General features: G+C 68.0%; 18 protein-coding genes. 16 read left to right on the top strand and 2 right to left on the bottom strand.

The window, feature by feature from the left end:
* The 10 genes from PNO31109_RS03050 to PNO31109_RS03010 all read left to right on the top strand — a co-directional run.
* Positions 1-1104 (top strand): efflux RND transporter periplasmic adaptor subunit (locus PNO31109_RS03050; protein ID WP_150554130.1); only part of this gene is annotated, 1104 nt, incomplete at its 5' end.
* Entirely contained in the window at positions 1101-4262 is a 3162-nt protein-coding gene (locus PNO31109_RS03045) for an efflux RND transporter permease subunit (RefSeq protein ID WP_150554129.1), read from the top strand. The genes PNO31109_RS03050 and PNO31109_RS03045, both read left to right, overlap by 4 nt.
* Before the next feature lie 489 nt (positions 4263-4751).
* Positions 4752-5390, top strand: coding sequence for a type II secretion system protein (locus tag PNO31109_RS03040; protein WP_174966247.1), 639 nt, complete (start codon positions 4752-4754; stop codon positions 5388-5390).
* Positions 5391-5428: 38 nt separating this feature from the next.
* The gene (locus tag PNO31109_RS03035) at positions 5429-6109 is read left to right on the top strand and encodes a toxin co-regulated pilus biosynthesis Q family protein (RefSeq protein WP_150554127.1); all 681 of its coding nucleotides are present in this window, start codon (positions 5429-5431) and stop codon (positions 6107-6109) included.
* A 47-nt stretch (positions 6110-6156) separates the two neighbouring features.
* Positions 6157-7980 carry a secretin GspD/PilQ domain-containing protein gene (locus PNO31109_RS03030; protein WP_174966246.1) on the top strand — a complete coding sequence of 608 codons (1824 nt, stop codon included), beginning with the start codon at positions 6157-6159 and terminating at the stop codon, positions 7978-7980.
* Position 7981: 1 nt separating this feature from the next.
* The gene (gene pilO2 / locus PNO31109_RS03025; RefSeq protein WP_150554125.1) at positions 7982-9388 is read left to right on the top strand and encodes a type 4b pilus protein PilO2; all 1407 of its coding nucleotides are present in this window, start codon (positions 7982-7984) and stop codon (positions 9386-9388) included.
* A complete protein-coding gene (locus PNO31109_RS21825) occupies positions 9378-9860 on the top strand; it encodes a hypothetical protein (protein WP_174966245.1) in 483 nt (160 codons plus the stop codon). Before pilO2 ends, PNO31109_RS21825 begins: the two co-directional genes overlap by 11 nt.
* On the top strand, positions 9844-11568 hold the full coding sequence (locus PNO31109_RS03020) for a GspE/PulE family protein (protein WP_174966244.1): 1725 nt from the start codon (positions 9844-9846) through the stop codon (positions 11566-11568). Before PNO31109_RS21825 ends, PNO31109_RS03020 begins: the two co-directional genes overlap by 17 nt.
* A 42-nt stretch (positions 11569-11610) precedes the next feature.
* Positions 11611-12702 (top strand): type II secretion system F family protein, encoded by a 1092-nt coding sequence (locus tag PNO31109_RS03015; RefSeq protein WP_150554123.1) that lies wholly within the window; start codon positions 11611-11613, stop codon positions 12700-12702.
* A gap of 2 nt (positions 12703-12704) precedes the next feature.
* A complete protein-coding gene (locus PNO31109_RS03010; protein ID WP_241014099.1) occupies positions 12705-13595 on the top strand; it encodes a prepilin peptidase in 891 nt (296 codons plus the stop codon).
* On the opposite strand, the gene PNO31109_RS03005 is transcribed toward PNO31109_RS03010, so the two are convergent.
* The gene (locus PNO31109_RS03005) at positions 13566-15245 is read right to left on the bottom strand and encodes a GMC family oxidoreductase (RefSeq protein ID WP_150554122.1); all 1680 of its coding nucleotides are present in this window, start codon (positions 15243-15245) and stop codon (positions 13566-13568) included. The genes PNO31109_RS03010 and PNO31109_RS03005 overlap by 30 nt on opposite strands.
* A 308-nt stretch (positions 15246-15553) precedes the next feature.
* Between PNO31109_RS03005 and PNO31109_RS03000 the strand changes: the two genes are divergently transcribed.
* Both PNO31109_RS03000 and PNO31109_RS02995 read left to right on the top strand, forming a co-directional pair.
* Complete coding sequence (locus PNO31109_RS03000; RefSeq protein WP_150554121.1) at positions 15554-17218, top strand: isovaleryl-CoA dehydrogenase; 1665 nt, start codon at positions 15554-15556, stop codon at positions 17216-17218.
* Positions 17219-17407: 189 nt separating this feature from the next.
* Entirely contained in the window at positions 17408-18772 is a 1365-nt protein-coding gene (locus PNO31109_RS02995; RefSeq protein ID WP_241014101.1) for a coniferyl aldehyde dehydrogenase, read from the top strand.
* 118 nt (positions 18773-18890) lie between these two features.
* On the opposite strand, the gene metK is transcribed toward PNO31109_RS02995, so the two are convergent.
* Positions 18891-20069, bottom strand: coding sequence for a methionine adenosyltransferase (gene metK, locus PNO31109_RS02990; RefSeq protein ID WP_150554120.1), 1179 nt, complete (start codon positions 20067-20069; stop codon positions 18891-18893).
* A 188-nt stretch (positions 20070-20257) separates the two neighbouring features.
* Between metK and PNO31109_RS02985 the strand changes: the two genes are divergently transcribed.
* From PNO31109_RS02985 to xerC, 4 genes are all read left to right on the top strand, one after another.
* Positions 20258-21154 (top strand): lipid A biosynthesis lauroyl acyltransferase, encoded by an 897-nt coding sequence (locus PNO31109_RS02985; RefSeq protein ID WP_150554119.1) that lies wholly within the window; start codon positions 20258-20260, stop codon positions 21152-21154.
* Between the two features lie 42 nt (positions 21155-21196).
* Positions 21197-22048, top strand: a complete 852-nt coding sequence (gene dapF / locus PNO31109_RS02980; protein ID WP_150554118.1) for a diaminopimelate epimerase — start codon at positions 21197-21199, stop codon at positions 22046-22048.
* A 155-nt stretch (positions 22049-22203) separates the two neighbouring features.
* Positions 22204-22872 (top strand): DUF484 family protein, encoded by a 669-nt coding sequence (locus PNO31109_RS02975; RefSeq protein WP_150554117.1) that lies wholly within the window; start codon positions 22204-22206, stop codon positions 22870-22872.
* A gap of 45 nt (positions 22873-22917) precedes the next feature.
* On the top strand, positions 22918-23973 hold the full coding sequence (gene xerC / locus PNO31109_RS02970; protein WP_150554116.1) for a tyrosine recombinase XerC: 1056 nt from the start codon (positions 22918-22920) through the stop codon (positions 23971-23973).
* The last annotated feature ends 66 nt before the right edge of the window (positions 23974-24039 follow it).

Here is a 24039-nt window from a genome sequence, read left to right as displayed (position 1 = left end):
CCGCGCCGCTGGGTCGCCGGCGCGCTCGTGCTCGTGCTCGTCGCCGGCGCGGGCCTGTGGCTGGGCTCGCGCGGCGCGGGCAAGCCCGCCAAGGCGGCGCTCGCGCCATCCGTGACAGCCGCCACGGTCGAGGTGCGTGACGTGCCCGTGCGACTCATCGCCAATGGCACCGTCACCGCGCGGCAGACCATCGAGGTGCGCCCGCAGATTTCCAGTACTGTCCGCCAGGTCCACATCAAGGAGGGCGACTTCGTCAAAGCCGGCCAGTTGCTGTTCTCGCTGGACGCGCGCATGGACGAGGCGAACCTCAAGAAGACGCAGGCGCAACTGGCAAAGGATGAAGCCGACCTCGCCAATGCTCGCCGCACGCTGGCGCGCACGCGCGAGCTGATCGCCGAGCACTTCGTCTCGCAAAGCGCGCTCGATACCGCGCAGAGCAGTGTGGACAGCCTCACCGCGCAGGTGGCGGCCGACCGTGCCGCGATCTCGGCGAGCCAGGTCGCCGTGGACTATAACCAGATTCGCGCCGGCATCGACGGCCGCACTGGCGCCATCAACGTTCACCCCGGCAGCCTCGTCACGCCCGGCGGCGCCGCGCTCGTGAGCATCACGCAGCTCGATCCCATCGACATCAGTTTCACGCTGCCCGAAGGCGCGCTGGCCGAGTTGCAGGCCGCACGCGCGGGCGGCCCGGTTTCGGTGACCGCCACGCTGGGCACCACCGGCGTGACGGTCACCGGCCAGCTCAGTTTCATCGACAACGCCGTCGACTCGCAGACGGGCACCATTCGCCTGAAGGCCGCGTATGACAATCGCGACGCGCGGCTCTGGCCGGGCATGTATCTGAACGTCGCGGTGATCGGCCGCGTACTCAGGCAGGCCCGCGTGGTGCCGCCGCAGGCCGTGCAGACCGGCCCGGACGGCAAGTTCGTCTACGTGATCGGCGCGGACAACAAGGTCAGCGCGAAGCCCGTGAAAGTGGGCTACGTGGAAGCAACGCTCGCCGTGGTCGAAGGCGTGGAGGCCGGCGCGCGCGTCGTGCAGGAGGGCGCCGAGAACCTGCGGCCGGGCAACACCGTCACGATCGTGAAGGCCTCGTCATGAATCTGTCCGAGCTCTGCATCCGCCGCCCGGTCATGACGATCCTGCTGTGCGTGGCGGCTGTCGTGGCCGGCCTGATCGCGTATGGCCAGATCCCGATTTCCGCGCTGCCCAGCTACAACTCGCCGGTCATTCAGGTGACGGCCACGCTGCCCGGCGCGAGCCCCGAGACCATGGCCGCTTCGGTCGCGGCGCCGATGGAAAAGCAGTTCTCCACGATCGCCGGCGTGGCGGTCATCAGCTCGACCAACACGCAGGGCACCACGTCGATCATCATCGAATTCGACAGCGATCGCGACATCGACGCAGCGGCGGTCGACGTGCAGGCGGCGCTGTTCCGTGCGCAGCGCAAGCTGCCCGTGGAGATGACCACGCCGCCGTCCTATCGCAAGGTCAATCCGGCCGATGCGCCCATTCTGTTCCTTGCGATGAACTCGCCGTCGATGTCGCTCGCCGAGCTCGACGACTACGCGGAAAACCTCGTCTCGCCCACGCTCTCGACGCTGCCCGGCGTGGCGCAGGTGCTGATCTTCGGCCAGAAGCGCTTCGCCGTGCGCGTGAAGGCGCGTCCCGACGCGCTCGCCGCGCGCAAGCTCACGCTCGACGACGTGGCGCGCGCGCTCGCCTCGGCCAACGCCAACAGCCCGGTCGGCACGCTCGACGGCGCGCGCCAGACGCTCACCATCGAGGCCAATCGCCAGATGACGAAGGCCGATCAGTTCGCGAACCTCATCATCGCGAGCGTGAACGGCAACCCGGTGTATCTGCGCGACGTGGCCGAAGTGCAGGACAGCGTGGAGTCGGTCAAGACGGGTAGCTGGGTCAACGGCGAGCGCTCGATCGTGCTGGCGGTGCTGCGCCAACCGAACGCGAACACGGTCGCGACCGTCGATCAGGTCAAGGCGGCGTTGCCGCGCCTGGCCGAGCAGATGCCGCAGTCGATCCAGGTCAGGCTTCTCAACGACCGCTCGGTGTCGATTCGCGAGTCCATCGACGACGTGCAGTTCACGCTCGCGCTCACGGTGATTCTCGTCACGCTCGTGATCTTCCTGTTCCTGCGCCGGCTCGCCGCCACGATGATTCCGGTGATGTCGCTGCCGGTGTCGCTCATCGGCACCGTCGCGCTCATGAAGGGCATGGGGTATTCCATCGACAACATTTCGCTGCTCGGCATCACGCTCGCCGTGGGGCTGGTCGTCGACGACGCCATCGTGATGCTCGAGAACATCGTGCGGCACATCGAGAACGGCGTGGCGCCGCTGCGTGCGGCGCTCGTCGGCTCGCGCGAAATGGGCTTCACGATCCTGTCGATCTCGATCTCCCTCGTGGCGGTGTTCATTCCGATCTTCTTCATGCCGGGCGTGATCGGCCTGATGTTCCACGAGTTCGCCGTGGTGGTCTCGCTCGCGATCCTGGTGTCGGCGGCGGTCTCGCTCACGCTCATCCCGATGCTGTGCAGTCGCTACCTCAGGCACGAGCAGGACGAAGGGGTCGGCATGCGCGCCACGCAATGGTTCGAGGACGGTTTCGTGTGGGTGCAGAACGCCTACGTGCGCAGCGTGGATTGGTGTCTTGCTCACCGCAAATGGGTGATGGCCGCCGCCGGTGCGACGTTCGTGGCCACCGGCGCGCTGTTCGCCACGATTCCGAAGGGCTTCTTCCCCAGCGAGGACATCGGACAGGTGCAGGTGACGGCCGAAGGCGCGCAGGACATTTCGTTCTCGGCGATGTCGACGCTGCTGCGTCAGGCGGGCGAGATCATTCGCGCGAATCCGGCCGTCGACACGGTGATCGTCTCGGCCAACGACAGCAATCAGGGCCGCATGTTCATCAACCTCAAGCCGCATGGCGAACGCGCGCACATGAGCGAAGTGCTCGAGACACTGCGGCGCGACGTCAAGCAGGTGCCCGGGCTGAACGTCTATTTCAACCCGGTGCAGAACCTGCAACTGGGCGGCAAACAGAGCAAGAGCCGCTACCAGTACGTGATGCAGAGCGTAAAGCCCGGCGAAATGCAGCTCTGGTCCGACCGGCTCATGAACCTGATGCGCGCCGACCCGATCTTCCGCGACGTGACGACCGACGCGCAGATGAAGGGCCTGCAGGCGCAGCTCAGCATCGACCGCGACAAGGCCAACACGCTCGGCGTGGCCATCGGCGACATCCGCAGCGCGCTTTACAGCGCGTTCGGCGAGCGACAGGTGTCGACCATCTATACGCCGAGCGACAGCTATCAGGTGATTCTGCAGGCGGCCGACGACGACCGGCGCGACGAGAGCGCGTTCGACAAGATCTACGTGCGCGGCAAGGGCGGGGCGCTCGTGCCGCTCTCGGCGGTGGCGAGCGTCGAGCGCAAGATGGGGCCGGTGTCGGTCAACCACCAGGGGCAGCTGCAGGCGGTCACGCTTTCGTTCAATCTGGCGCCCGGCGCGGCGCTGGGCGACGCCTCGCGCAAGATCGTCGGCTACCAGCAGCAACTCGGCTTCCCGCCGAGCATCATCACGAGCTGGGGCGGCGATGCGGCCGCGTTCCAGAAGTCGCAAGCGAGCCAGGTGGTGCTGCTCGTCGGCGCGCTGCTCGTGATCTACGTGCTGCTCGGCGTGCTCTACGAGAGCTACATCCACCCGATCACGATTCTGGCGGGGCTGCCGTCGGCGGCCGTGGGAGCCTTGCTTACGCTGCGGGTCTTCGGCATGGATCTGTCGCTCATCGCGGTGATCGGGATTCTGATGCTCATCGGCATCGTGAAGAAGAACGCCATCATGATGATCGACTTCGCGCTCGACGCGCAGCGCAACGGCGGCATGACGCCAGCCGAGGCGATCCGCCAGGCGTGCGCGCTGCGCTTTCGCCCGATCATGATGACCACGCTCGCCGCGCTCATGGGCGCGCTGCCGATTGCGCTGGGGCTCGGCGCGGGCGCCGAGCTGCGTCAGCCGCTCGGGCTGGCGGTCGTCGGCGGCCTGCTGTTCTCGCAGGTCATCACGCTCTACATCACGCCGGTGATCTATCTCTACCTGGATCGCTTCGCGGGCAGCGGCCCGCTCGTGCTGCCTGGCGATCGCGCCGCCAACGACAGCCCGGAGCGTGACGACAGTTCACCTGCCGGCGGGCACGGCGCCGCGCGCGGCGAGGCGCGCCACGTTCGTCCCGCGCACTGAAGCCGCATCGGCATGCGTCGGCTTGCGCCGACGTATGCCGATTGACAACCGACGCACACCCGGCGCACACCCGACGCACACCGCTCTCTGCGCCGGTACGCGATTCTCGCGCCCATGCCGCATGGCTTGTGAATCGGCTGATTCTCCCGGCGGCCGACCCATTTCTCCAGTCCCCGGTCTGCGTCTAGTCCTCGTCTGAATTTTCTCTCCGGAGCGCGCAAGGCGTTCCAATCCCGAGGCACCCGGCCCGCACCGTTCGACGAGGGAAATCGGGGCCTTTTCCCGGTTGTGGGTACGCGTCTCCGACTATCGGAAATGGCGCGCCTATGGGCCATTTCTTGCCCGTGGAGGATGTCGATTTGCGAAAGAGGCGTGCCGCACGCAACAACCGGCGCGCGCCCATTCGGGCATAAATCGCCCCTGTCGCCGCAGACGAAGTCTCTCGAATCGCGGCGCTCTTTCTCTCAACTCCACAATCGGAATCCAGACATGAACGTACATGCAGCCGTGAGCGAAAACGCAAAATCCGGGACCACGCTCACGCCACGACTGATGCAGCGCTTACGCCGCCGCCGTCAGCGGGGTGTGACTTTGGTCGAATTGTCGGTCGCCGTGGCCGTGATGGGGCTGATCATGGCGGGCGCCATGGTCGGTGTGCCCCGTCTGATGAATGGCGTGAAGCTCTCGCAGGAAATGAAGGACTGGCAGATGGTGGTGCTGGCTGTGCAGAATGCGGTGGCCTCCGGCACGCTTACCTCGTCAACCTCGACCGGCGACCTTCTCAAGATGGCAGTCACCGAACCGTTCAACCGGACCGATAACGGCAGCAAGCTGCTCAACCGGTTCGGCGGCGAGATCGTCATGAAGGCGGTGGACGGCACCACCTATCCGGCGAGCGGGGTCGAAGTCAAGTCCGTGAGCTATCCGAGCGCGCAATGCGTGGAGTTCGCCGGAAAAATGGGCAACCTGTTCGCGACGTTGTCGATCAACGGCACCGAGCTGAAGTCCAACACGCGGGCCCTCGACATGACGCAGATCACGGACGCGTGCTCGAAGCGGGCGCCGCAGGGCGGCGGCGCGCCGACCGACGTCCCGCAGGCCGATCTCGAATTCACCATCGCTGGATGAGAGGCATTCCGGAGAACTGACACATAGGTGAACGAGGCATGAACGATTTCAGATTGCGCACCGCAGTTCTCGCACTGGCCCTCGGCGGTGGGGTCGCGTCCACGCACGCCGCCGAGCCGCCCTTGGGCGCCGACGTGACGCGAATGTTCGCCAGCCATAAACCGGTCACGCAGTGGCCGGCCCAGGCGGCGGTCCTCGGGGACGCCGCGCCGCACAGGCCGCCCACCGGGACGCTTGCTCCGGGACTCGTCGAGGAATCGCGCCGGCAGGTGGCCAGCGCAGCGGGGCTCCCGCCCGCAGGGCACGGGGTCGCGTCGGATACGGGACTCGTATTCGAGCCTGCGCCGGAGATGGCGCCGGAGAGGGCGCCGGAGATGGCGTCTGAGGTGGCGCCTGAGATGGCGGCAGAGCCCACACCCGAGTTCACCGCCGCCCCCGACCCCGCTCCGGCGCCGCTCGCGCCGGTATTGCAACTCGCTTTGCAACCGGAGGACGGCCGCTTGTCGCAGGCCGTGCGGCGATATGCGGAGCGCAACGGCTGGCAGCTCGCGTGGGAGATCGAGCGCGACTTCCCCATCGAGTATCCGGCCACGTTCGAGGGAGACTTCCTCGGCATCATCGAGCAGATCGTGCTGTCGCTGCACAACACCGACGCACCGATTCGCGTGAAGGTGTACGAGGCCAATCGCGTGCTGCGTGTCGTGCACGCAACGCAATAACGAGCGCCGCGCCACGCGCGCGGCCAATGATCACGGAAGCGGATTTCATGAAAAAGCGACTCGGCGTGTTGGGCGCCACCACGTTACTGGCGGCATGCGGCACGCCGGGCATGCTCTCCAAGACCGACGAGAACGTCACGCAGGCGCGCGAGGCTGCGCAAAGCGCGGCGCAAACCCACGCGGCGGCGCCAATGCGGGCGATAGAGCACGTCGAGGGCGCATGGCTGGCCAGGAAATCCGTGGCGGTCAACGCCAATGTCGCGCTGCCGGAATTCTTCGAACGCAATGTCCGTTTCTCCACCGGGGCGCCCGTGCCGATGTCGATGCTGCTCGCCCAGGTCGCGCGCGGCAACGGGTTGACGATCCGCATTGCGCCGGACGTGTCGTGCGACGGCAGTGCAGGCGCCGGCATACGCGACGGCGGTCCGCGCGGAGCCGCCGGCAGGCCGGGTGCGTTTGGCGGCATGGACCGCCCCGGCGCTCAGCCGGCGCGCGCATTCCTCAGTTGCAGCGAGTCGGGCGAGCCCGCCGTGCCGCTGCAGTACAACGGCACGCTCTCGGGGCTGCTCGATACCATCGCGCATCGCTCGGGCACCCACTGGACCTACCGCGATGGCGTGGTGCACTTCGCGCGCTACGTCACGCGCACGTTCCAGATCAAGATGATGCCGGGCAGTTCCTCCTACACGGCGTCGGTCGGCAAAGCCTCGAAGCTGACGGCCAAGCGCGGCGCGTCTGGCGGGGGCGGCGCGGGCGGAGGCGATACGGGTGGCGTCGATCTGAGCTTCAACGCCGATGCACGCGTGAGCGTGGAGTCCGACCTCGACTACTGGAGCGACCTGGTGAAAACCGTCACCGACATGCTGTCGCCGGGGGGGCGCGTCACGCCGTCGGTCGTCACGAGCTCGCTCGTCGTGACCGACACCGCCGACGTGATGGAACGCGTTGCGCGCTACATCGAATCCGAGAACGCGGTGCTCGGCCGGCAGGTCAAGCTGCGCGTGCAGGTGTATTCCGTCAATCTCGACGAGAAGTCCGCCGCCGGCATCGACTGGAATCTCGTCTATCAATCGGCCAGCGGCCTCGTGGCGCAGTTCGGTGGACCGGCGCTGAGCGGCATGCTGACGTCGCGCAACGGCGGGCTGAACGTCAGCAAGATTCCCAACGGCCGCCTGGCGGGCTCCACGGCGCTGTTTCGCGCGCTCAGCCAGCAGGGGCGGGTGAGCACCGTCATCGACACGACGGTCGTCACACTGAACAATCAACCGGCACCGGTTGCCGTCACGCAGAACCAGGGCTTCGTCGCGCAAACCAAGATGACGCCCGGCAACTACGGCGGGCAGGCGGTGGTGACCGCCGAGCAATCGGTGCTCACGACGGGCTTCGTCATGAATCTGCTGCCCACGCTGATGGACAACCGCAGCGTGATGCTGCAGGTGCAGATCGACATGTCCGATCTGAAGAAGCTCGAGAAGATCAATCTGCGCACGGGAAAGGAGGCGCCGAGCGGTAGCGGCGGCAGTGGGGGCGGCAGCGCAGGCGGGGGCGCGTCGAACGTCAGGGCAATGCTCGATCGGGATGGCGCGAGCGTCGACGTGGTCGGCGACCGGGGCCGCGAAGACCGCGATCGGCGCGACGACGGCATGGGCGTCGGCACCTTCATGCAGTTACCTCTCACGTCGTCGCTGCAAACCATGCAGCGCGCCTCGCTCAAGTCGGGCGACACGCTCGTGCTCAGCGGTTTTCGCCGCAAGGACGATCGCACCGACCGCGACGGCGTCTTCAATTACCAGGGCGGCACGAAGGAGGCGACGCAGAGCGTGAGCGAGGTCGTCATCGTGATCTCGCCGGAACTGACCGAGGGCGCGTGATATGGCACACGCACTCGCCAATGGCCTCGTCGTCGGCGCGCAGTGGGAGACGCTGATCGGCCTGCAAAAGGAGATCGCGGAGATCCGCAGCCTGGCCAGGAGCCGGGGCGCATCGCACTACGCCGTGGCGGACGATGGCGCCGGCACGCGCACCGTCGGGCTGCTGTCGCTCAGCGCGGCGGCCATGCCTGCGACACCCGCGGAGCCCAAGACGCAATACGCGCTGGCGGCCGCAATCGGCGCGCTGATCGACGGTCCCAACGTCGCGTTCATTCACCCCGACCCCGACAATCCGGCGAACGCGTTTTTCGTTGCGCTGCGCGATCGCCGGCCTGAGCTCGACATGGCGCTTCCTGCGTCGCAGCTCAAGGGCCATCTCGAGCGCTGGTGCTCGGAGGTCGATGGTCCGGTGAAAGTCGCCGGTGTGAGCTGCCGGGACTTGCCGCCGGCGGACATTGCGCTGACGCTCGACGACGTGCTCGCCTCGCTGCAGCAGGATCCCCCGCTCGACGCGCAGCTCAAGCCGGTGCGCACCGCGCTGCCGGTGCGTCAGCTCCGGATCGCCGCCATCGCGGTTGCGGCGCTTGCGCTGGTGGGCGGCGCGGGGCTGTGGGGCTGGTCCTGGTACGCCGACATGCAGGCGGCAAAGCGTGCGGCGGCCAATCGCGTCGATCCCGTCGAGGCGTACCGGCAGGCGCTCACGCGCGCCATCGCGGCCGAGCCGTTCTCGACGGGTGCCTCTTACGCGCGGCGACTGCAACATGCGGTTCAGCGCCTGCCGGCCGACGCGGGCGGGTGGCGTCCGGCGTCGATCGCCTGCAAGGGCAACCGCTGCGACATCGCATGGCAGCGCAGCGAGGGCGGCACGTTCGACCTGCTGCTCTCGCAGCGGCCCGACGCGCGCATCGTCGATCTCGATCACGCCAACGAAACCATGACGCTTGCCGACCCCGCGCCGCCTCCCGTGAAGGCAGCGCCGGACTCGCCCGCGGCGTCCGCCGCCGCCGGCGCTGCCAGCGCGGCCGCAGGCACGCTCGGGGCCGGCGTGGAGGGCAAGGATGGAGACGGTGACGAGGACGATGGCGACGCGGGCGTGACGCCCGTGCCGCACCACCAGTTTCTCCGCACCGCCGGCGCGCGCCTGCAGGCGCTCGGCGATTACGGCATGGACATCTCGCTCACGATGCCGGCGCCACTGGTCCCGGCGCCTCCGGACGTGGCCGCGCGTCGGGACGTGCCTCCGCCCATCTCGAAAGGCAAATGGACGATGGCGGGGCACCTCGCCTTCTTCGATTCGGTCGCCGGCCTGATGATGCGCGCGGGCAACATGTCGCTCGTCGAACTGAAGATCGTCATCGACGACAGCAAACCCGTTTTCTCTGCTCAAGGAACCTACTATGTTCACTAAGGTTTGCCGAATGGCGCCCATGGCGATGCTCGTGGCCGCGCCCGGATGGCTGGGTGGCACGACGGCCCACGCCGAGGAAACGATCGATGCGTTCGCCCGGGCGCATCTCAAGGCGTCGCAACAGGCGCAGGACGAGAAGGCCGCCAAGGCGGCGCAGGCGGGCGGGCGCCCGTCCGAGTACACCGCCGCGCCGCCGCGCGCGGACATGCCCCCCGAGCTGCTCTACATCTACGGCGTGGAGAACGCCGTCGTCGCTTATGTGCGCGTGGACGGCCGCTATGGCCGCAGCGTCGGCAAGGGCGACAGGATCGGCGAGTGGCAGGTGGTCGGTATCGGAGACGACTTCATCGACATCCGTCGCGGCACCCGACAGCGGCGGCTGTTGCTGCCGAGCGCGTTCGGGGCAGCCCCGCCGGCGCCGGACGCCGCAACGCAAAGTGCACAGGGGCACTCGCATGGCGACGTGGGCTGAACGTCTTCGCGCGGCCTTGGCGCGCGTTGGGCAACGCGCCCGCGCGCGACCGGTCGCTCGTCCCATCGCCGACCTGCGCGAAGCGGACATTCAGGCGTTCGGCTGGCGGCAGGATCTCGGCATCGTGCTCGCTGGCGCCGAACACGGCTCGCTCGTGCTCGTCGCCATGAAGCCGCGCCTGTATCTCGTGCTGCTCGAACACAACACGTTCCTGCGCACGCAGGGCTCCGATCTGCTCGAGCGCTTCGATCATGCGGTGCGCGCCAAGCACCGGCTCGATCTCGAGGGCATCTACGTCGGGACGACGGAAGAGATCCTGCTCATGCAGTCGCGCCTGCAGCAGCAGGGCGGCGGCGACGACCCGCGCGACGCGCAGCGTACCGGCGCGTATCGCAACTTCGATCTGATCATCGAGCGCGCCATCGACGCCGGCGCGTCCGACATCCACTTCGAGTTTCGCGACTCGCATGTCGTGCGCGTGCGCATGCGCATTCACGGCAAGCTGCGCATGACGCCCGACAGCGACCGGCTCGCGCGCGACTATCACGCCATGCTCGACGCCGTGTCCGCCGCCTACAACTCGCGCGCCGATCCCAGCAGCCGCAGCCACAACCACTTCGACGAGGCGCAGCATCAGAGCTGTTCGATCCCGCTCACGCTGCGTCATCGCAAGTACCAGCTCCGCTTCCAGAGCGTGAAGGAAAACCGCGGCGTGGACGTGGTGCTGCGGCTGCTCGTCAACGAGGCGCTCGAGGGCGACGTGCTCACGCTCGCGCAGCTCGGATATTCGGACGACCAGATCGAAATCCTCGAAGACGCCGTGCATCGCAGCCCGGGCCTGACGGTGATTGCCGGCGAGACCGGCTCGGGAAAGTCCACGACGCTGCGCACGCTCATGACCTACGAGCGCGACTCCGGCAAGAAATTCTTCTCCATCGAGGACCCGGTCGAGTACATCCAGCCGCACATGACGCAGATCCCGATTCAACGGCGTGCCGAGGACGGCCCCGGCGAATCGCCGTTCGGCGCGGCGGCCAAGGTGCTGCTGCGCGGCGATCCGGACAAGCTCATGCCGGGCGAGATCCGGGACGCGGAGACCGGCTCGTTCGCCAAGTCGATGACCGAGACGGGGCATCAGGTGCTCTCCACGGTGCACGCGTCGAGCGCGTTCGGCATCATCGCGCGGCTGACCAGTGAGGAGATCGGCATGCCGCTCGCTGCGGTGGCCGCCCCGAACTTCCTCACGGCGATCGTCTATCAGAAGCTCATTCCCGTCCTGTGCGAGCACTGCAAGCGGCCCGCGCAGGAGGTCCTGGACGCCGCCATGCTCGACGTGATCGGCGCGCTGGGCATCGATACGGCCAAAGTCTGTGTGGAAGGGCCGGGATGCGAGCGATGCAGCGGTCGCGGCACGAGCGGGCAGACGGTCGTTGCCGAAGTGTGCGAGTTGACCGACGAGATACTCGAAATGCTGCGCGAGTCGCGCTTCTGGGACGCCGAGCGGCTGTGGCGCGCCGGCCATGACGGCAACCTCGCCAGCCCGGACATGACCGGCAAGTCGGCGATGGAGCATGCGATGTACAAGATGTCGCAGGGCCTGGTCGATCCGCGCGACATCGAAGCCGCCTTCTGCAAACTTAAGAAATTCCACCTCCGTCAGACGACGTCGCCGGGCGCCGTCCCGCCCAGGCGGCTCGTCAGCGTGTAAGCGCCGACGCCCACGCGCGTCTGACGTTCTGTCTGCCTGCCCATGATCGAAGCCGCCAACCGCCTGCTCGCCAAAATCACCCCCGCACGCGATCCGTATCCGGGACTGACGAAAGCGAAACGCCAGTTCCGCAAGCACCGCGCGAAGTTCTACAGCGACTTCGCGGATGCCATCGAGGACGGCGCGAATCCGTTCGAGCTCTTCTCGCGCCGGTATGCGCGCGCGAAAGAACGCCGTAACCCGATGGCGCCGCTCTATGCCGTCTGGCGCGATCGCGCCAGCTCGAAGAATCTGCAGAAGTCGTGGTCGGGGACGATTCCGGACGAAGATCTCCTCGTCATCGCGGCGGGAGAGAAGGGCGATCTGCCCGGCACGTTGCGCTTTCTCGCACGCGTGGTCACCCTGCAGCAACAGACTCGCAGCGCGATCGCTGGCGCCGTGGCGCTGCCGATCTTCATGTCCGTGCTGCTCGCCGCGATTCAGCTGGGCGTCGCCTACGGCATGATGCCCATCATGACGGAGATCATGCCGCCCGAACATTTCCCGCTCGTCGGCGCGGGGCTCTATGCGATGTCGGGCTTCGTCGCAAACTGGTGGCCGTTCCTCTACGGGGTGCCGCTGCTGCTCGTCGTGCTGATGTCGCTGTCGTTTAGCCGCTGGACGGGGCCGATGCGCAGCCGTGTCGACCGGGTCGGTCCCTACGCCGTCTATCGCGACGTGCGCGCCGGCGAATTCCTCGTGGCGCTCGCGGCGCTCACGAGCGCGAAGACCTCCGTGTTCGACGCCATCTCGCTGCTGCTCTCGGGCGCCTCGCCGTGGTTGCGCTGGCATTTGCTGCGTATGCGGGCCTCGCTCAAGAGCGAGCGCAGCATGATCAAGGCGATGGACACCGGCATCTTCAACGAAGAAGTGTTCGACCGGCTCGTGGAGTACTCGGACCGCACCAATTTCGACGCCGGCATTCGCAAGATCGGCCTGATGACCATCGAAGAGGTTGCCGAGCGCATCAAGCAGCGCTCGGCCGCGCTGCGCTCGGTGCTGCTCGCCATGGTTGGCGTGACGATCATCTTCACCGTGGGCGGGATGCTGCAGATCGGCCACGCAGCCGGCGAGTACGCCAAGACCGCGTTCTGACGATGGCCGAAGCGTTCGATTCCCTGTGGCGCGAAGTCCGGATGCTGCCGCGCGAGGCGGTCGTGGCGGCCATGGCGATGCTCGGCCTCTTTGTCGGCAGCTTCCTCAACGTGGTCGTCTATCGCCTGCCGCGCATGCTCGAGACGCAATGGGCGCGCGAGGCGGCGCTCTGGGCCGGGCAGACACCGATGGTCACGCCGACGTTCAACCTTGCGTGGCCGCCGTCGCACTGCCCGCGTTGCGACGCGCGCATCGCCGTGCGCCATAACCTGCCCTTGCTCGGCTTTGCGCTGCTGCTGGGCCGGTGCGCGCACTGCCGTGCCGGCATCGCGTGGCGCTATCCGCTGGTCGAACTCGCCACCGGCGTCGCGTTCGCTGCCATTGCATGGCGGTTCGCTCCCTCGCAGCAGTATCCGACGATGCTCGCGTGGTGCGGCTTTGGCGCCGCGCTGCTCGCGCTCGCGCTCATCGACATCGATACGCGCCTGCTGCCCGATGCGCTCACGCTGCCCCTGCTGTGGGCGGGCCTGCTGTGCAGCGCGGCCGGGCTCACGCTGCCGCTGCACGATGCCGTGCGTGGCGCGGCCCTTGGTTATGTCGTGATGTGGGCCACCGCGGGCGCCTATCGGCGGCTCGCCGGCACCGAGGGGCTCGGCGGCGGCGACGCCAAGTTCGTGGCGGCCTGCGGCGCATGGCTCGGCTGGATCGGCGTGCCGCTGATGCTGGCCTTCGGCGCCGTGGGCGCGACGCTCGCCTTTGCCTTGTACGGCGCATGGCGCGGCCGTGCGCTGCGCGAACCGCTGCCCTTCGGCCCCTGGCTCGGGATGGGCGCCGTCGCGAGCGCCCTGTGGGGCGAGCGGTTTCTAGGCCTGTGGCTGCGCGCGGGCGGCTAGCACCGGCGCCGCGGCGTATCCGTCATGCGGATGCGCGGCACCCTCGGCACCCTCGGTGGCCGGCGTGCGGCCCAGCATCATGTCTGCGGCCTTCTCGCCGATCATCATCGATGGCGCGTTGGTGTTGCCGCCGATGAGCGTCGGCATCACGGATGCGTCCACCACACGCAGGCCCTCGACGCCTCGCACCCGCAACGCCGGGTCGACGACCGACGCCGCATCGCTGCCCATGCGACACGTCCCGACAGGGTGATAGATCGTGTCGGCGCGAGCGCGGATGAGCGCGGTGAGCGCTTCGTCGGAATCCACCCCTCGCGTGTGCAGTTCTTTGCCGCCGAACCGGGCGAGCGACGGCGCGGCGAGAATCCTGCGAATCACGCGCGCCCCGCGCAGCAACGTGTCCACGTCTTCCTGCGCACTCAGAAACGCGGGATCGATGAGCGGCGCGTCGCGCATGTCGCTCGAGGCGAGGGTGACGCGCCCGCGGCTTTTCGGCCGCAGCACGCAAGCATGCAACGAGAAGCCGCGCCGCAGATGCAGCCGGCGATTGTGGTTGTCGCAGATGCCGACGAGAAAGTGCATCTGCAGATCGGGGCGCGCGAGCGACGGATCGCTCTTCAGGAAGCCGCCAGCCTCCGCCACGTTGCTCGCGAAAAGACCGCGTCGTTCGCGCAGATAGGTCAGGCCCTGCGTGAGCAGGTGCCACAGGCCCGGGGGCGTGTAGCCCACCAGCTCGCGATGCGCGACGTACTTGTTGATGATGAAGTCGATGTGATCCTGCAGATTTTCGCCGACGCCGGGCGCATCGACCAGGACGTCGAGGCCGTGCGCGCGCAATTGCGCCGCCGGCCCGATGCCCGAGCACATGAGCAGTTGCGGCGAGTTGAAGGCGCCCGCGCTCAGCACGACTTCGGCGCGGGCGTGCAGCGTCTGCGGCACGCCGCGCCGCAGCAGGCGAACCCCCGACGCGCGCTTGCCGTCGAAGACGATGCGCTGCGCGAGCGCGTCGGTGACGACGTGCAGATTTGCGCGCGTCTTGCCGTGCAGATAGGCGCGCGCGGCGTTCCAGCGCTGGCCGTCCTTCTGCGTGACCTGATAGATGCCGGCGCCTTCCTGTTGCGGGCCGTTGAAGTCGTCGTTCACGGGAAAGCCGGCTTCGCGCGCCGCGTCGACGTAATGCCGCGAGAACGGATTGACCGTGCGCAAATCCGCGACGTTGAGCGGCCCGCCGACGCCGTGCCACGCGTTTGCCCCGCGCTCGTTGTTTTCGTTGCGACGGAAGTAGGGCAGCACGTCCTCCCACCCCCAGCCGGTGCAGCCGGCTCGCGCCCAGTCGTTGTAATCGTCCGGATGCCCGCGCGTGTAGATCATCGCGTTGATCGAACTGGAACCGCCCAGACCGCGCCCGCGCGGCTGATAACCGCGGCGGCCGGCCAGGCCCGCCTGCGGCGTGGTGCGATAGCCGTAGTTGCGGCGCGAGCGAAACGGCACGAGCGCGGCGAGTCCGAGGGGCAGCCGCACGAGAGCGCTGTCATCGGACGGTCCCGCTTCGACGAGCGCCACCGTGCGATCGGGCGCGCCGTCGGCCAGACGCGCGGCGAGTGCGCAGCCGGCCGAACCGCCGCCGACAATGACGTAGTCATAGTCCATGCTGTCATCCTCCCTTGGATGCACTGCCTGTGTTGCGCTGTCCTGCGCTGCCCCGCCGGGTCGCGGCTGCTTCGGTTTGTCGTTGGATTCGCATGCGCCGCCGTGGGCCGCCTCGCGCACTGTCTCGAGGATCGAGAGATCGATCGGCGATGCTGCGCGGCGGCACTCATTGTAGGCAGAGAACCCGTGCGCCCGGGGGCGAAGTGAAGCATTCCTCTAATTTGCGGGGGCGCGCGGGCCAAGCCGCTATGATGAAAGATGGCGGGTGTTGCAACGGGATACGAAGATACGGAGACACGGAGACAGGGATGACGCAAGCCTGGCAGACCCACGACGTCACCAATCAGGTGCCGCCGCTTACCGACTACAACCTCTATGCCACCGACACGGCGCTGCAAGCGGCCGTGGCGGCATTCGGCGCCGACTGGCACGCGAAGGAACTGCATCGGCAGGGCGCGCGCCTGGGCGAGGCCGAAGTGCAGCAATGGGCCGAGACGGCCAATCGTCACACGCCTGAATTGCAGACCTTCGACGCGCGCGGCCATCGCATCGATCGTGTTGAATTTCACCCGGCGTGGCACGCCCTGATGAGCCTGTTGCGTGGCGCGCAGCTGCAGTCGATGCCATGGGCGCATCCGCGCCCCGGCGTGATGGCGGCGCGCACCGCCTCTTACTTTCTGCACGCGCAGAACGAGGCGGGCGCGTTATGCCCCACGACCATGACCTTCGCGAGCATTCCGGTGCTCGCGAAGGAGGCGTCGCTCTTTCCCCCCCTCAAGGACAAGCTGCTGGCGCCGCAGCATGACCCGCGCGACGCGCCGCTCGCGCAAAAGCACGCCATGCTCGTCGGCATGGGCATGACGGAAAAGCAGGGCGGCTCCGACGTGCGCGCCAACACGACCACGGCGACCGAGCGTGGCGACGGCAGCGTGTCGATCGTCGGCCACAAGTGGTTTTTCTCCGCGCCGCAGTGCGACGCCCATCTGGTGCTCGCGCGCGAGCGCGACGCCGACGCGGTCTCCTGCTTCTTCGTCCCGCGCTACACGCCCGACGGGCGCAAGAACGCGGTGCAGATCCAGCGCCTCAAGGACAAGCTCGGCAACCGCTCCAACGCGAGCAGCGAAGTCGAGTTTCTCGACGCCTACGGCACGCGCGTGGGCGCGCCGGGACGCGGCGTGCCGACCATCATCGAGATGGCGACATATACGCGGCTCGATTGCGTGATCGGCAGCGCGGCGATGATGCGAACGGGCGTCGTGCAGGCCATCCATCATGCGCGGCACCGCGCGGCCTTCGGCGCAAAGCTCGTCGATCAGGACCTGATGACGACCGTACTCGCCGATCTCGCACTGGAGTCCGAAGCTGCAACGTGGTTGGCCATGCGTCTTGCTCGGGCGTTCGATGCGGCCGCGTCCGATGACGATTCGCCGGTGCAGCGCGCGTGGCGCCGCATCGTGCTGCCGGCGGCGAAATTCTGGGTGTGCAAGCGCGCGCTCGAACTCGCGGGCGAATGCATGGAAGTGTGGGGCGGCAACGGCTACGTCGAGACCGGGCCGCTCGCGCGCCTGTACCGCGAGGCGCCCGTCAACTCGATCTGGGAAGGCTCGGGCAACGTGATGTGTCTCGACGTGCTGCGCGCCATGAGCCGCGAGCCGGAAGTCGCGCAGGCGTGGTTCGGCTGGCTCGTCGAGCGCGCCGGCGCGCATGCGCCGCTACGCGCCGCGCTCGCGCAGTTGCATGGCTGGCTCGCGGCGGACGCGGCCACGCACGCCGTGCGCGCGCGCGCCATCGCGCAACAGATCGTGCTGCTCGCGCAGGCGGCGCTGCTGCTCGAGCACGCGCCGGCGGAGCTGGCGCACGGGTTCATCGAAAGCCGCTTCTGCGTGGCGGGAGGACGCGTCTACGGGGTCATGCCCGACACGCTCGCCGTGGGCGTGCAGCGTGCGTGGCTCGATCGGGCGTTTCTCGCGTAAGCGGCGCGGCATTCGGCAAGACGCCAGCGCATGACGAACAATGGCGACGTTCGCGAACCCGTGGACGAGCGCAGGGAGGAAGACAGCATGGGACACAACCACGAGTTCGGCGGTCTGCACGACGCGTCGTTGGACACATTGGCGGCCGACGACAGCGCACGCGCGCTGTTGCTGCCGCGCTTCGAAGCCATGCGTCGGGCGCACGACGCTTCACCGCACGTCGACTGGCCCACGCGCGAGCGGCATCTGAAGGCGCTTCGCGCGATGCTGCACAAGTACCGCAATGCGTTCGCCAGGGCCATCGACGAAGACTTTGGCGGACGCTCGGCGCAGGAGACGGATCTGCTCGAATTGTTCCCGTCGGTCGGCAACCTCAGGCACGCGCTCGCACACACTCGCCGTTGGATGCGCGGCTCGCGGGGTTGGGCCCATCTGTGGCTGCTGCCCGCGCGTCGGGCGATCGTGCCGCAGCCGCTCGGCGTGGTCGGCGTGATCGCCCCGTGGAATTATCCGGTCCTGCTCGCGGTCGGTCCGCTCACCGATGCGCTGGCAGCGGGCAACCGCGTGATGATCAAGGTGTCGGAAGTCACGCCGCGCTTTGCCGAAGTCTTCGCGGCCGCCGTGGCCGACACGTTCGCGCCGGAATGGGTGAGCGTGGTCACCGGCGACGCGCAGGTCGCACGCGCGTTCTCGACGCTGCCGTTCGATCATCTGCTGTTCACGGGCGCGACTTCCCTCGGCCATCACGTGATGCGGGCCGCCAGCGAGAACCTCACGCCGGTGACGCTCGAGCTCGGCGGCAAGTCGCCTGCGATCGTTGGCCCCGGTGCGCGCTGGGAGCACGCGGTCGAGCGCATCATGTACGGCAAGCTGGTGAACGCGGGCCAGACGTGCGTGGCGCCCGACTACGTGCTCGTGCCGCGCGAGAAGCTCGAGGCGTTCATCTCGACGGCGCGACAGATGGCGCAGCGCCTGTATCCCGACGCGGTGAACAATCCCCAGTACACCAGCATCGTCTCGCCGCGCCATTTCGAGCGGCTGTCGGGGCTCGCGAGCGAGGCCGCGGCGCAGGGCGCGACCTTGCACGCGATGTTCGATTCGCCGGCGCGGGCAGCGAGCCGGCGTCTGCCGCCCGTACTGCTGACCGGCGTGCATGACGGCATGCGCGTGATGCGCGAAGAGATCTTCGGCCCGCTCCTGCCCGTGGTGCCCTACGACGACCTCGATGCAGCCATCGCGTATGTGAACGAACGTCCGCGTCCGCTCGCGCTGTACGTCTTCGACACCGACGACGCGCGCGTGGCGCGCGTGCTGACGCAGACGATATCCGGCGGTGTGACGGTCAACGACACGCTGCTGCATGTCGCCGAGCACACGCTGCCGTTTGGCGGCGTCGGGCCGTCGGGCATGGGCGGCTACCACGGCGAGGCGGGTTTTCGGACGTTCTCCAAGGACAAGCCGATCTTTCGTCAGGCGCGCTGGAACGGCACGCGCCTGCTCAACCCGCCCTACGGCAAGCGGTTCGCGACGATGATCCGGCAGTTGCTGCGCTGAGAGCAAGGCCGCGCGTGCCACCATCATGACCAAAAACGAAACCCCCGCCGCGGTGTCCCGGGCGGGGGTCTCGTTTGGCCGGGCAGCCGCCGTCGGGCGGCTGCGGGACCCGATCAGATCAGGCCACGGCGCGCAGGCCGGCGTCGGCCAGCAGGGCGTCGGCGCGATCCGTCGCCTCCCACGAGAATTCCGGCTCTTCGCGACCGAAGTGGCCGTAGGCGGCCGTCTTCTCGTAGATCGGACGCAGCAGGTCGAGCATCTGGATGATGCCCTTCGGACGCAGGTCGAAGTGCTTCCCGACGAGTTCGGCGATGCGCTGATCGCTGATCTTGCCCGTGCCGAAGGTGTTGACCATGACCGAGGTCGGACGCGCCACGCCGATGGCATACGAGACCTGGATCACGCACTTCGAAGCGAGACCCGCGGCCACGATGTTCTTCGCGACGTACCGGCCGGCGTAGGCTGCCGAGCGGTCGACCTTCGACGGGTCCTTGCCCGAGAAGGCGCCGCCGCCGTGCGGTGCGGCGCCGCCATACGTGTCGACGATGATCTTGCGTCCCGTGAGGCCGGCGTCGCCCTGCGGGCCGCCGATCACGAAGCGGCCGGTCGGGTTCACCAGGAACTTGATGTCGCCCTTGATCAGCTCGGCGGGCAGCACCGGCTTGATGACTTCCTCGATCACTGCTTCGCGCAGCGCTTCCAGGCCGATGTCCGGATGGTGCTGCGTCGAGAGCACGACCGTGTCGATACTGTGCGGACGGCCATTTTCGTACCGGATGGTGACCTGCGACTTGGCGTCCGGGCGCAGCCAGGGCAGACGGCCGTCGCGGCGCACCTGCGACTGGCGCTCGACCAGGCGGTGCGACAGGTAGATCGGCAGCGGCATGAGTTCCGGCGTCTCGTCGCAGGCGTAGCCGAACATCAGGCCCTGATCGCCCGCGCCCTGGTCGAGGTTGTCGTCGTGCGCACGGTCCACGCCCTGGGCGATGTCCGGCGACTGGCGGTCGTAGGCCACCAGCACGGCGCAGCCCTTGTAATCGATGCCGTAGTCGGTGTTGTCGTAGCCGATGCGGCGGATGGTCTCGCGCGCGATCTGCTGGTAGTCGACCGTCGCCGTCGTGGTGATTTCGCCGGCGAGCACCACGAGACCCGTGTTGCACAGCGTTTCCGCGGCAACGCGGGCGTACTTGTCCTGCGTCAGGATGGCGTCGAGAACGGCGTCGGAAATCTGGTCGGCGACCTTGTCCGGGTGACCTTCGGAGACCGATTCGGAAGTAAAGAGATAGTCGTTCGCCACTTCTGGCTCCTCTAAAAGAATTTGGCGACTCACGTTGCCGGCATCGGAGGGGAAGCGGCGACGCTTTAGCGGAAAATTAGTCGAATGCGCTGCCTGGATGGGATGGCACATTCGAATCGCCCCGCAAGTTGTCAGTTAACTCGGCGATGTCGCTTATTATACGCCCCTGTAGAAATTCTGCTGGCGACATGGCAACTACCCCCAAGAAATCTCTCGGTTACTACCTCGGCGTCGGCCTGCTGCGCGGGCTGAACCTGCTGCCGTACAGTTGGGTGGCCCGTTTCGGCGCCGGCCTGGGCCGTCTGCTGTACGCCATTCCCAGCTCGCGCCGACGCGTGGTCCATACCAACCTGCGCCTGTGCTTCCCCGACTGGGACGACGCGACGCGCGAGCGCGTGGCGAAGGCCGCCTTCGTCCATGCCATTCGCAGCTACGCCGAGCGCAGTGTGCAGTGGTTCGCCGGCGGCAAGAAGATGGAACGGCTCGTGGCCCTCGATTCGGCCATCGACCTGCTCGACCCGGACCTGCCGCCGACGATCTTCCTCGGCTTTCACTTCGTGGGCATCGAGGCCGGCTCGATCTTCCTGAATTACTCGCTGCACCGGCCCTGTGCGTCGCTCTACACGCCGATGTCCAACCCGGCGTTCGACGCGATGGCCAGGGAGCAGCGCGGCCGCTTCGACGCCGAGATGATCCCGCGCGGCGACAGCGCCCGCGACGTGCTGCGCGTGCTGCGCAAACGCAAGCCGGTCATGCTGGCCGCCGACATGGACTACGGCACGCGCAATTCGACGTTCGTGCCGTTTTTCGGCGTGCAGGCGTGTACGCTCACGGCCATCTCCCGGCTCGCGCAGGTCGGCCGGGCGCAAGTCGTGCCGTTCGTGACGGAAGTGCTGCCGAACTACCGCGGCTACCGTCTCAAGATATTTCCGGCGTGGCAGAACTACCCGAGCGACGACCCCGACGCCGACGCGCGCACCATGAACGCGTTCCTCGAGGAGCAGATTCTGAAGATGCCGGAGCAGTACTACTGGGTGCACAAGCGCTTCAAGACGCGTCCGCAAGGTCAGCCGGGCGTGTATTGACAGCGGCGGATGGGCGCCGGCCTTCTCCACTACAATAGCGGCATGAAGCTCAAATTCACCAAGATGCAAGGCGCCGGGAACGACTTCGTCGTGATCGACGGCATCTCGCAGACCATCGATTTCACGCCCGGCCAGTGGCGCGCGCTCGCCGACCGCCACTTTGGCGTCGGCGCCGACCAGTTGCTGCTCGTCGAACGCCCGACGCTGCCCGACGTGGACTTTCGTTATCGCATCTTCAACGCCGACGGCGGCGAGGTGGAGCACTGCGGCAACGGCGCGCGCTGTTTCGTGAAGTTCGTGCGCGACACCGGGCTCACCGACAAGCGCTCCGTGCGCGTGCAGGTGCAGCAGGGCGTGATCACGCTCACCATGCGCGACGACGGCCAGGTCAGTGTGGATATGGGTGCGCCGGTGCTCGCGCCGTCGGACGTGCCGTTCGACGCGAGCGGTCTGGAAGGCCGGGCCGAAGGCAGCGACACGCTCTGGCCGCTCGACGTGGCGGGCCGCACGGTGTGGATTTCCGTGGTTTCGATGGGCAACCCGCACGCCGTGCAGGTCGTGGACGACGTCGACGCCGCGCCGGTCGGGACGGACGGCCCGCTGATCGAGCGCCATGCCCGTTTTCCGCGCCGCGTGAACGCCGGTTTCCTTCAGGTGGTGGACAAGCACCGCGCACGGTTGCGCGTGTACGAACGCGGCGCGGGCGAGACGCTCGCCTGCGGCACCGGCGCCTGTGCGGCGGCGGTGGCGGGCATCCGCCGCGGTCTGCTCGCCTCGCCCGTGGCGCTCGAGACGCACGGCGGCACGCTGACCATCGACTGGGACGGCGCAAGCGGCCCGGTCATCATGACGGGGCCGGCCGCCACGGTCTTCGAGGGCACCATCGAGATCTGACGCACGAGCGCCGGTTTCGGCGTCCCGCCCCGGCGGCGGCACGGCGCCATCGATTTGGTTTCAGACGGATTCTGATTTAGCGACCCAGGCGGCCGCAGGCGGTCCTCGTGCTTCGGGGATGGCGGGCGGCAGTCCACGACAGCAGACGGACACTCATGAACGACCGAGATATTGCGGAGTACCTGATTGCGCATCCCGACTTCTTCGAGCGCCACGCCGAGTTGCTCGCCGGCGTGCGCCTCACCAGCCCTCACGGCCAGCGCGCGGTGTCGCTGCAGGAGCGCCAGATCGAGATGCAGCGCGAGAAGACCAAGCAGATCGAACGACGCCTCGCCGAGCTGCTGCGCTACGGTCACGAGAACGACGACATCTCGGGCAAGCTCCATCGCTGGACGCTCGGTCTGCTCGGCGAGCGCGACCCGCACGCGCTGCCCGAGGCCATTGCGCGCGGCCTGCGCGACGTCTTCAACGTGCCGTTCGCGGCCGTGCGCGTGTGGAACGTCGCCGCCCAATACCAGCCGGCCGAGTTCGCGCGCAGTGTAAGCGAGGAAGTGAAGATCTTCGCCTCGAGCCTTGTCACGCCGTATTGCGGCGCCAACACCGGGTTCGAAGCGGTGACGTGGCTGGGCGCGCCGAGCGATCCGGCGTCCGTGGCGCTGCTCGCGCTGCGCGATCCCCAGGTGCCGGAATCGCCCGTCTTCGGCCTGCTCGTCATGGGCTCGGAAGACGCACGACGCTTCCATGAAGGCATGGCGACCGACTTCCTCGCGCAGATCGGCGAGCTCGCCGGCGCGGCGCTCGGCAAGCTGCGCGCCGACGACTGACGCGCGACGACGGCCCCGGACGACAGCGACGCCCGCGACACGCCCATGGCCACGCCGCCTCGCGCCCCGGCCCCGCGCTCGCGTCACGCGCCGCGCACTTCCGGCGCCGTGCCGGCCGCCAAGTCAGCGGTGCGCGCTACAGCGCCCGCGGCGCCGGCTCGTTCCGCCGACGACGACACGCCGCTCGAAGCCGGCCTGCGCGCTTATCTGAGCTCGCTCGCGAGCGAGCGCAAGCTCGCCGGCCTCACCCTCGAGAACTACACACGCGACCTGCGCCAGTTGCAGCGCATGGCGCGAGGCCGCCCGCTCGAATCGCTGCAGCACGGCGACATTCGCCGCTTCGTCATGCAAATGCACAGCGAAGGCCTGGTCGGACGTTCGATCGCTCGCAAACTCTCGGCGTGGCGCGGCTATTTCGCCTGGCTCGCGCAGCGCACCGCGCTGGCCGCCAATCCCGTCGAGGGCGTGCGCGCCCCGAAGCAACCCAGGCCGCTGCCCAAGGCGCTGTCGCCGGATCAGGCGACAGCGCTGGTGGAGTTCGCCTCCGGCACGTCCGCCGAGGCGGTGCGCAATCGCGCGATGTTCGAACTGCTGTATTCGTCCGGCCTGCGTTTGTCGGAACTCACGAGTCTCGATCACCGCTACGTCGAGGCCGACGGCTACCGCTCGTCGAGCTGGCTCGATCTGGCCGAACGTGAGGTGGTCGTGACCGGCAAGGGCAACAAGCGTCGCCGCGTGCCGGTGGGCGAGAAGGCCGCGCAGGCGCTCGCCCAGTGGCTGCAGATGCGCGGCGCGCTGGACGCAGCGGAGCCGCACGCGTTGTTCCTGTCCGCACGGGGCAAGCGGATCGGCGCGCGCGCGGTGCAGCAGGGCCTTGCCCGTCATGCGCTTTGCGCCGGCTTGCCGACGCACGTTCATCCGCACATGCTGCGTCACTCGTTCGCCACGCATGTGCTGCAATCCTCGGGCGACCTGCGCGCCGTGCAGGAAATGCTCGGCCACAGCAACATCTCCACGACGCAGATCTACACGAAGCTCGATTTCCAGCATCTGGCCAAGGTCTACGACCAGGCCCACCCGCGCTCACGCAAGAAGACCTGAGCGGCTGCGCGAGAACCGAATGCGTTCGGGCGCGGGGCCGGCCGCCTGCCGAACGGGCGACTCGGT

Origin of the sequence: Pandoraea nosoerga (assembly GCF_902459585.1) — a bacterium.
GTDB classification, from domain to species: Bacteria; Pseudomonadota; Gammaproteobacteria; order Burkholderiales; family Burkholderiaceae; genus Pandoraea; species Pandoraea nosoerga.
Note: the sequence above shows the minus strand (reverse complement) of the source record. Positions and strands in the feature narration are given on the sequence as shown.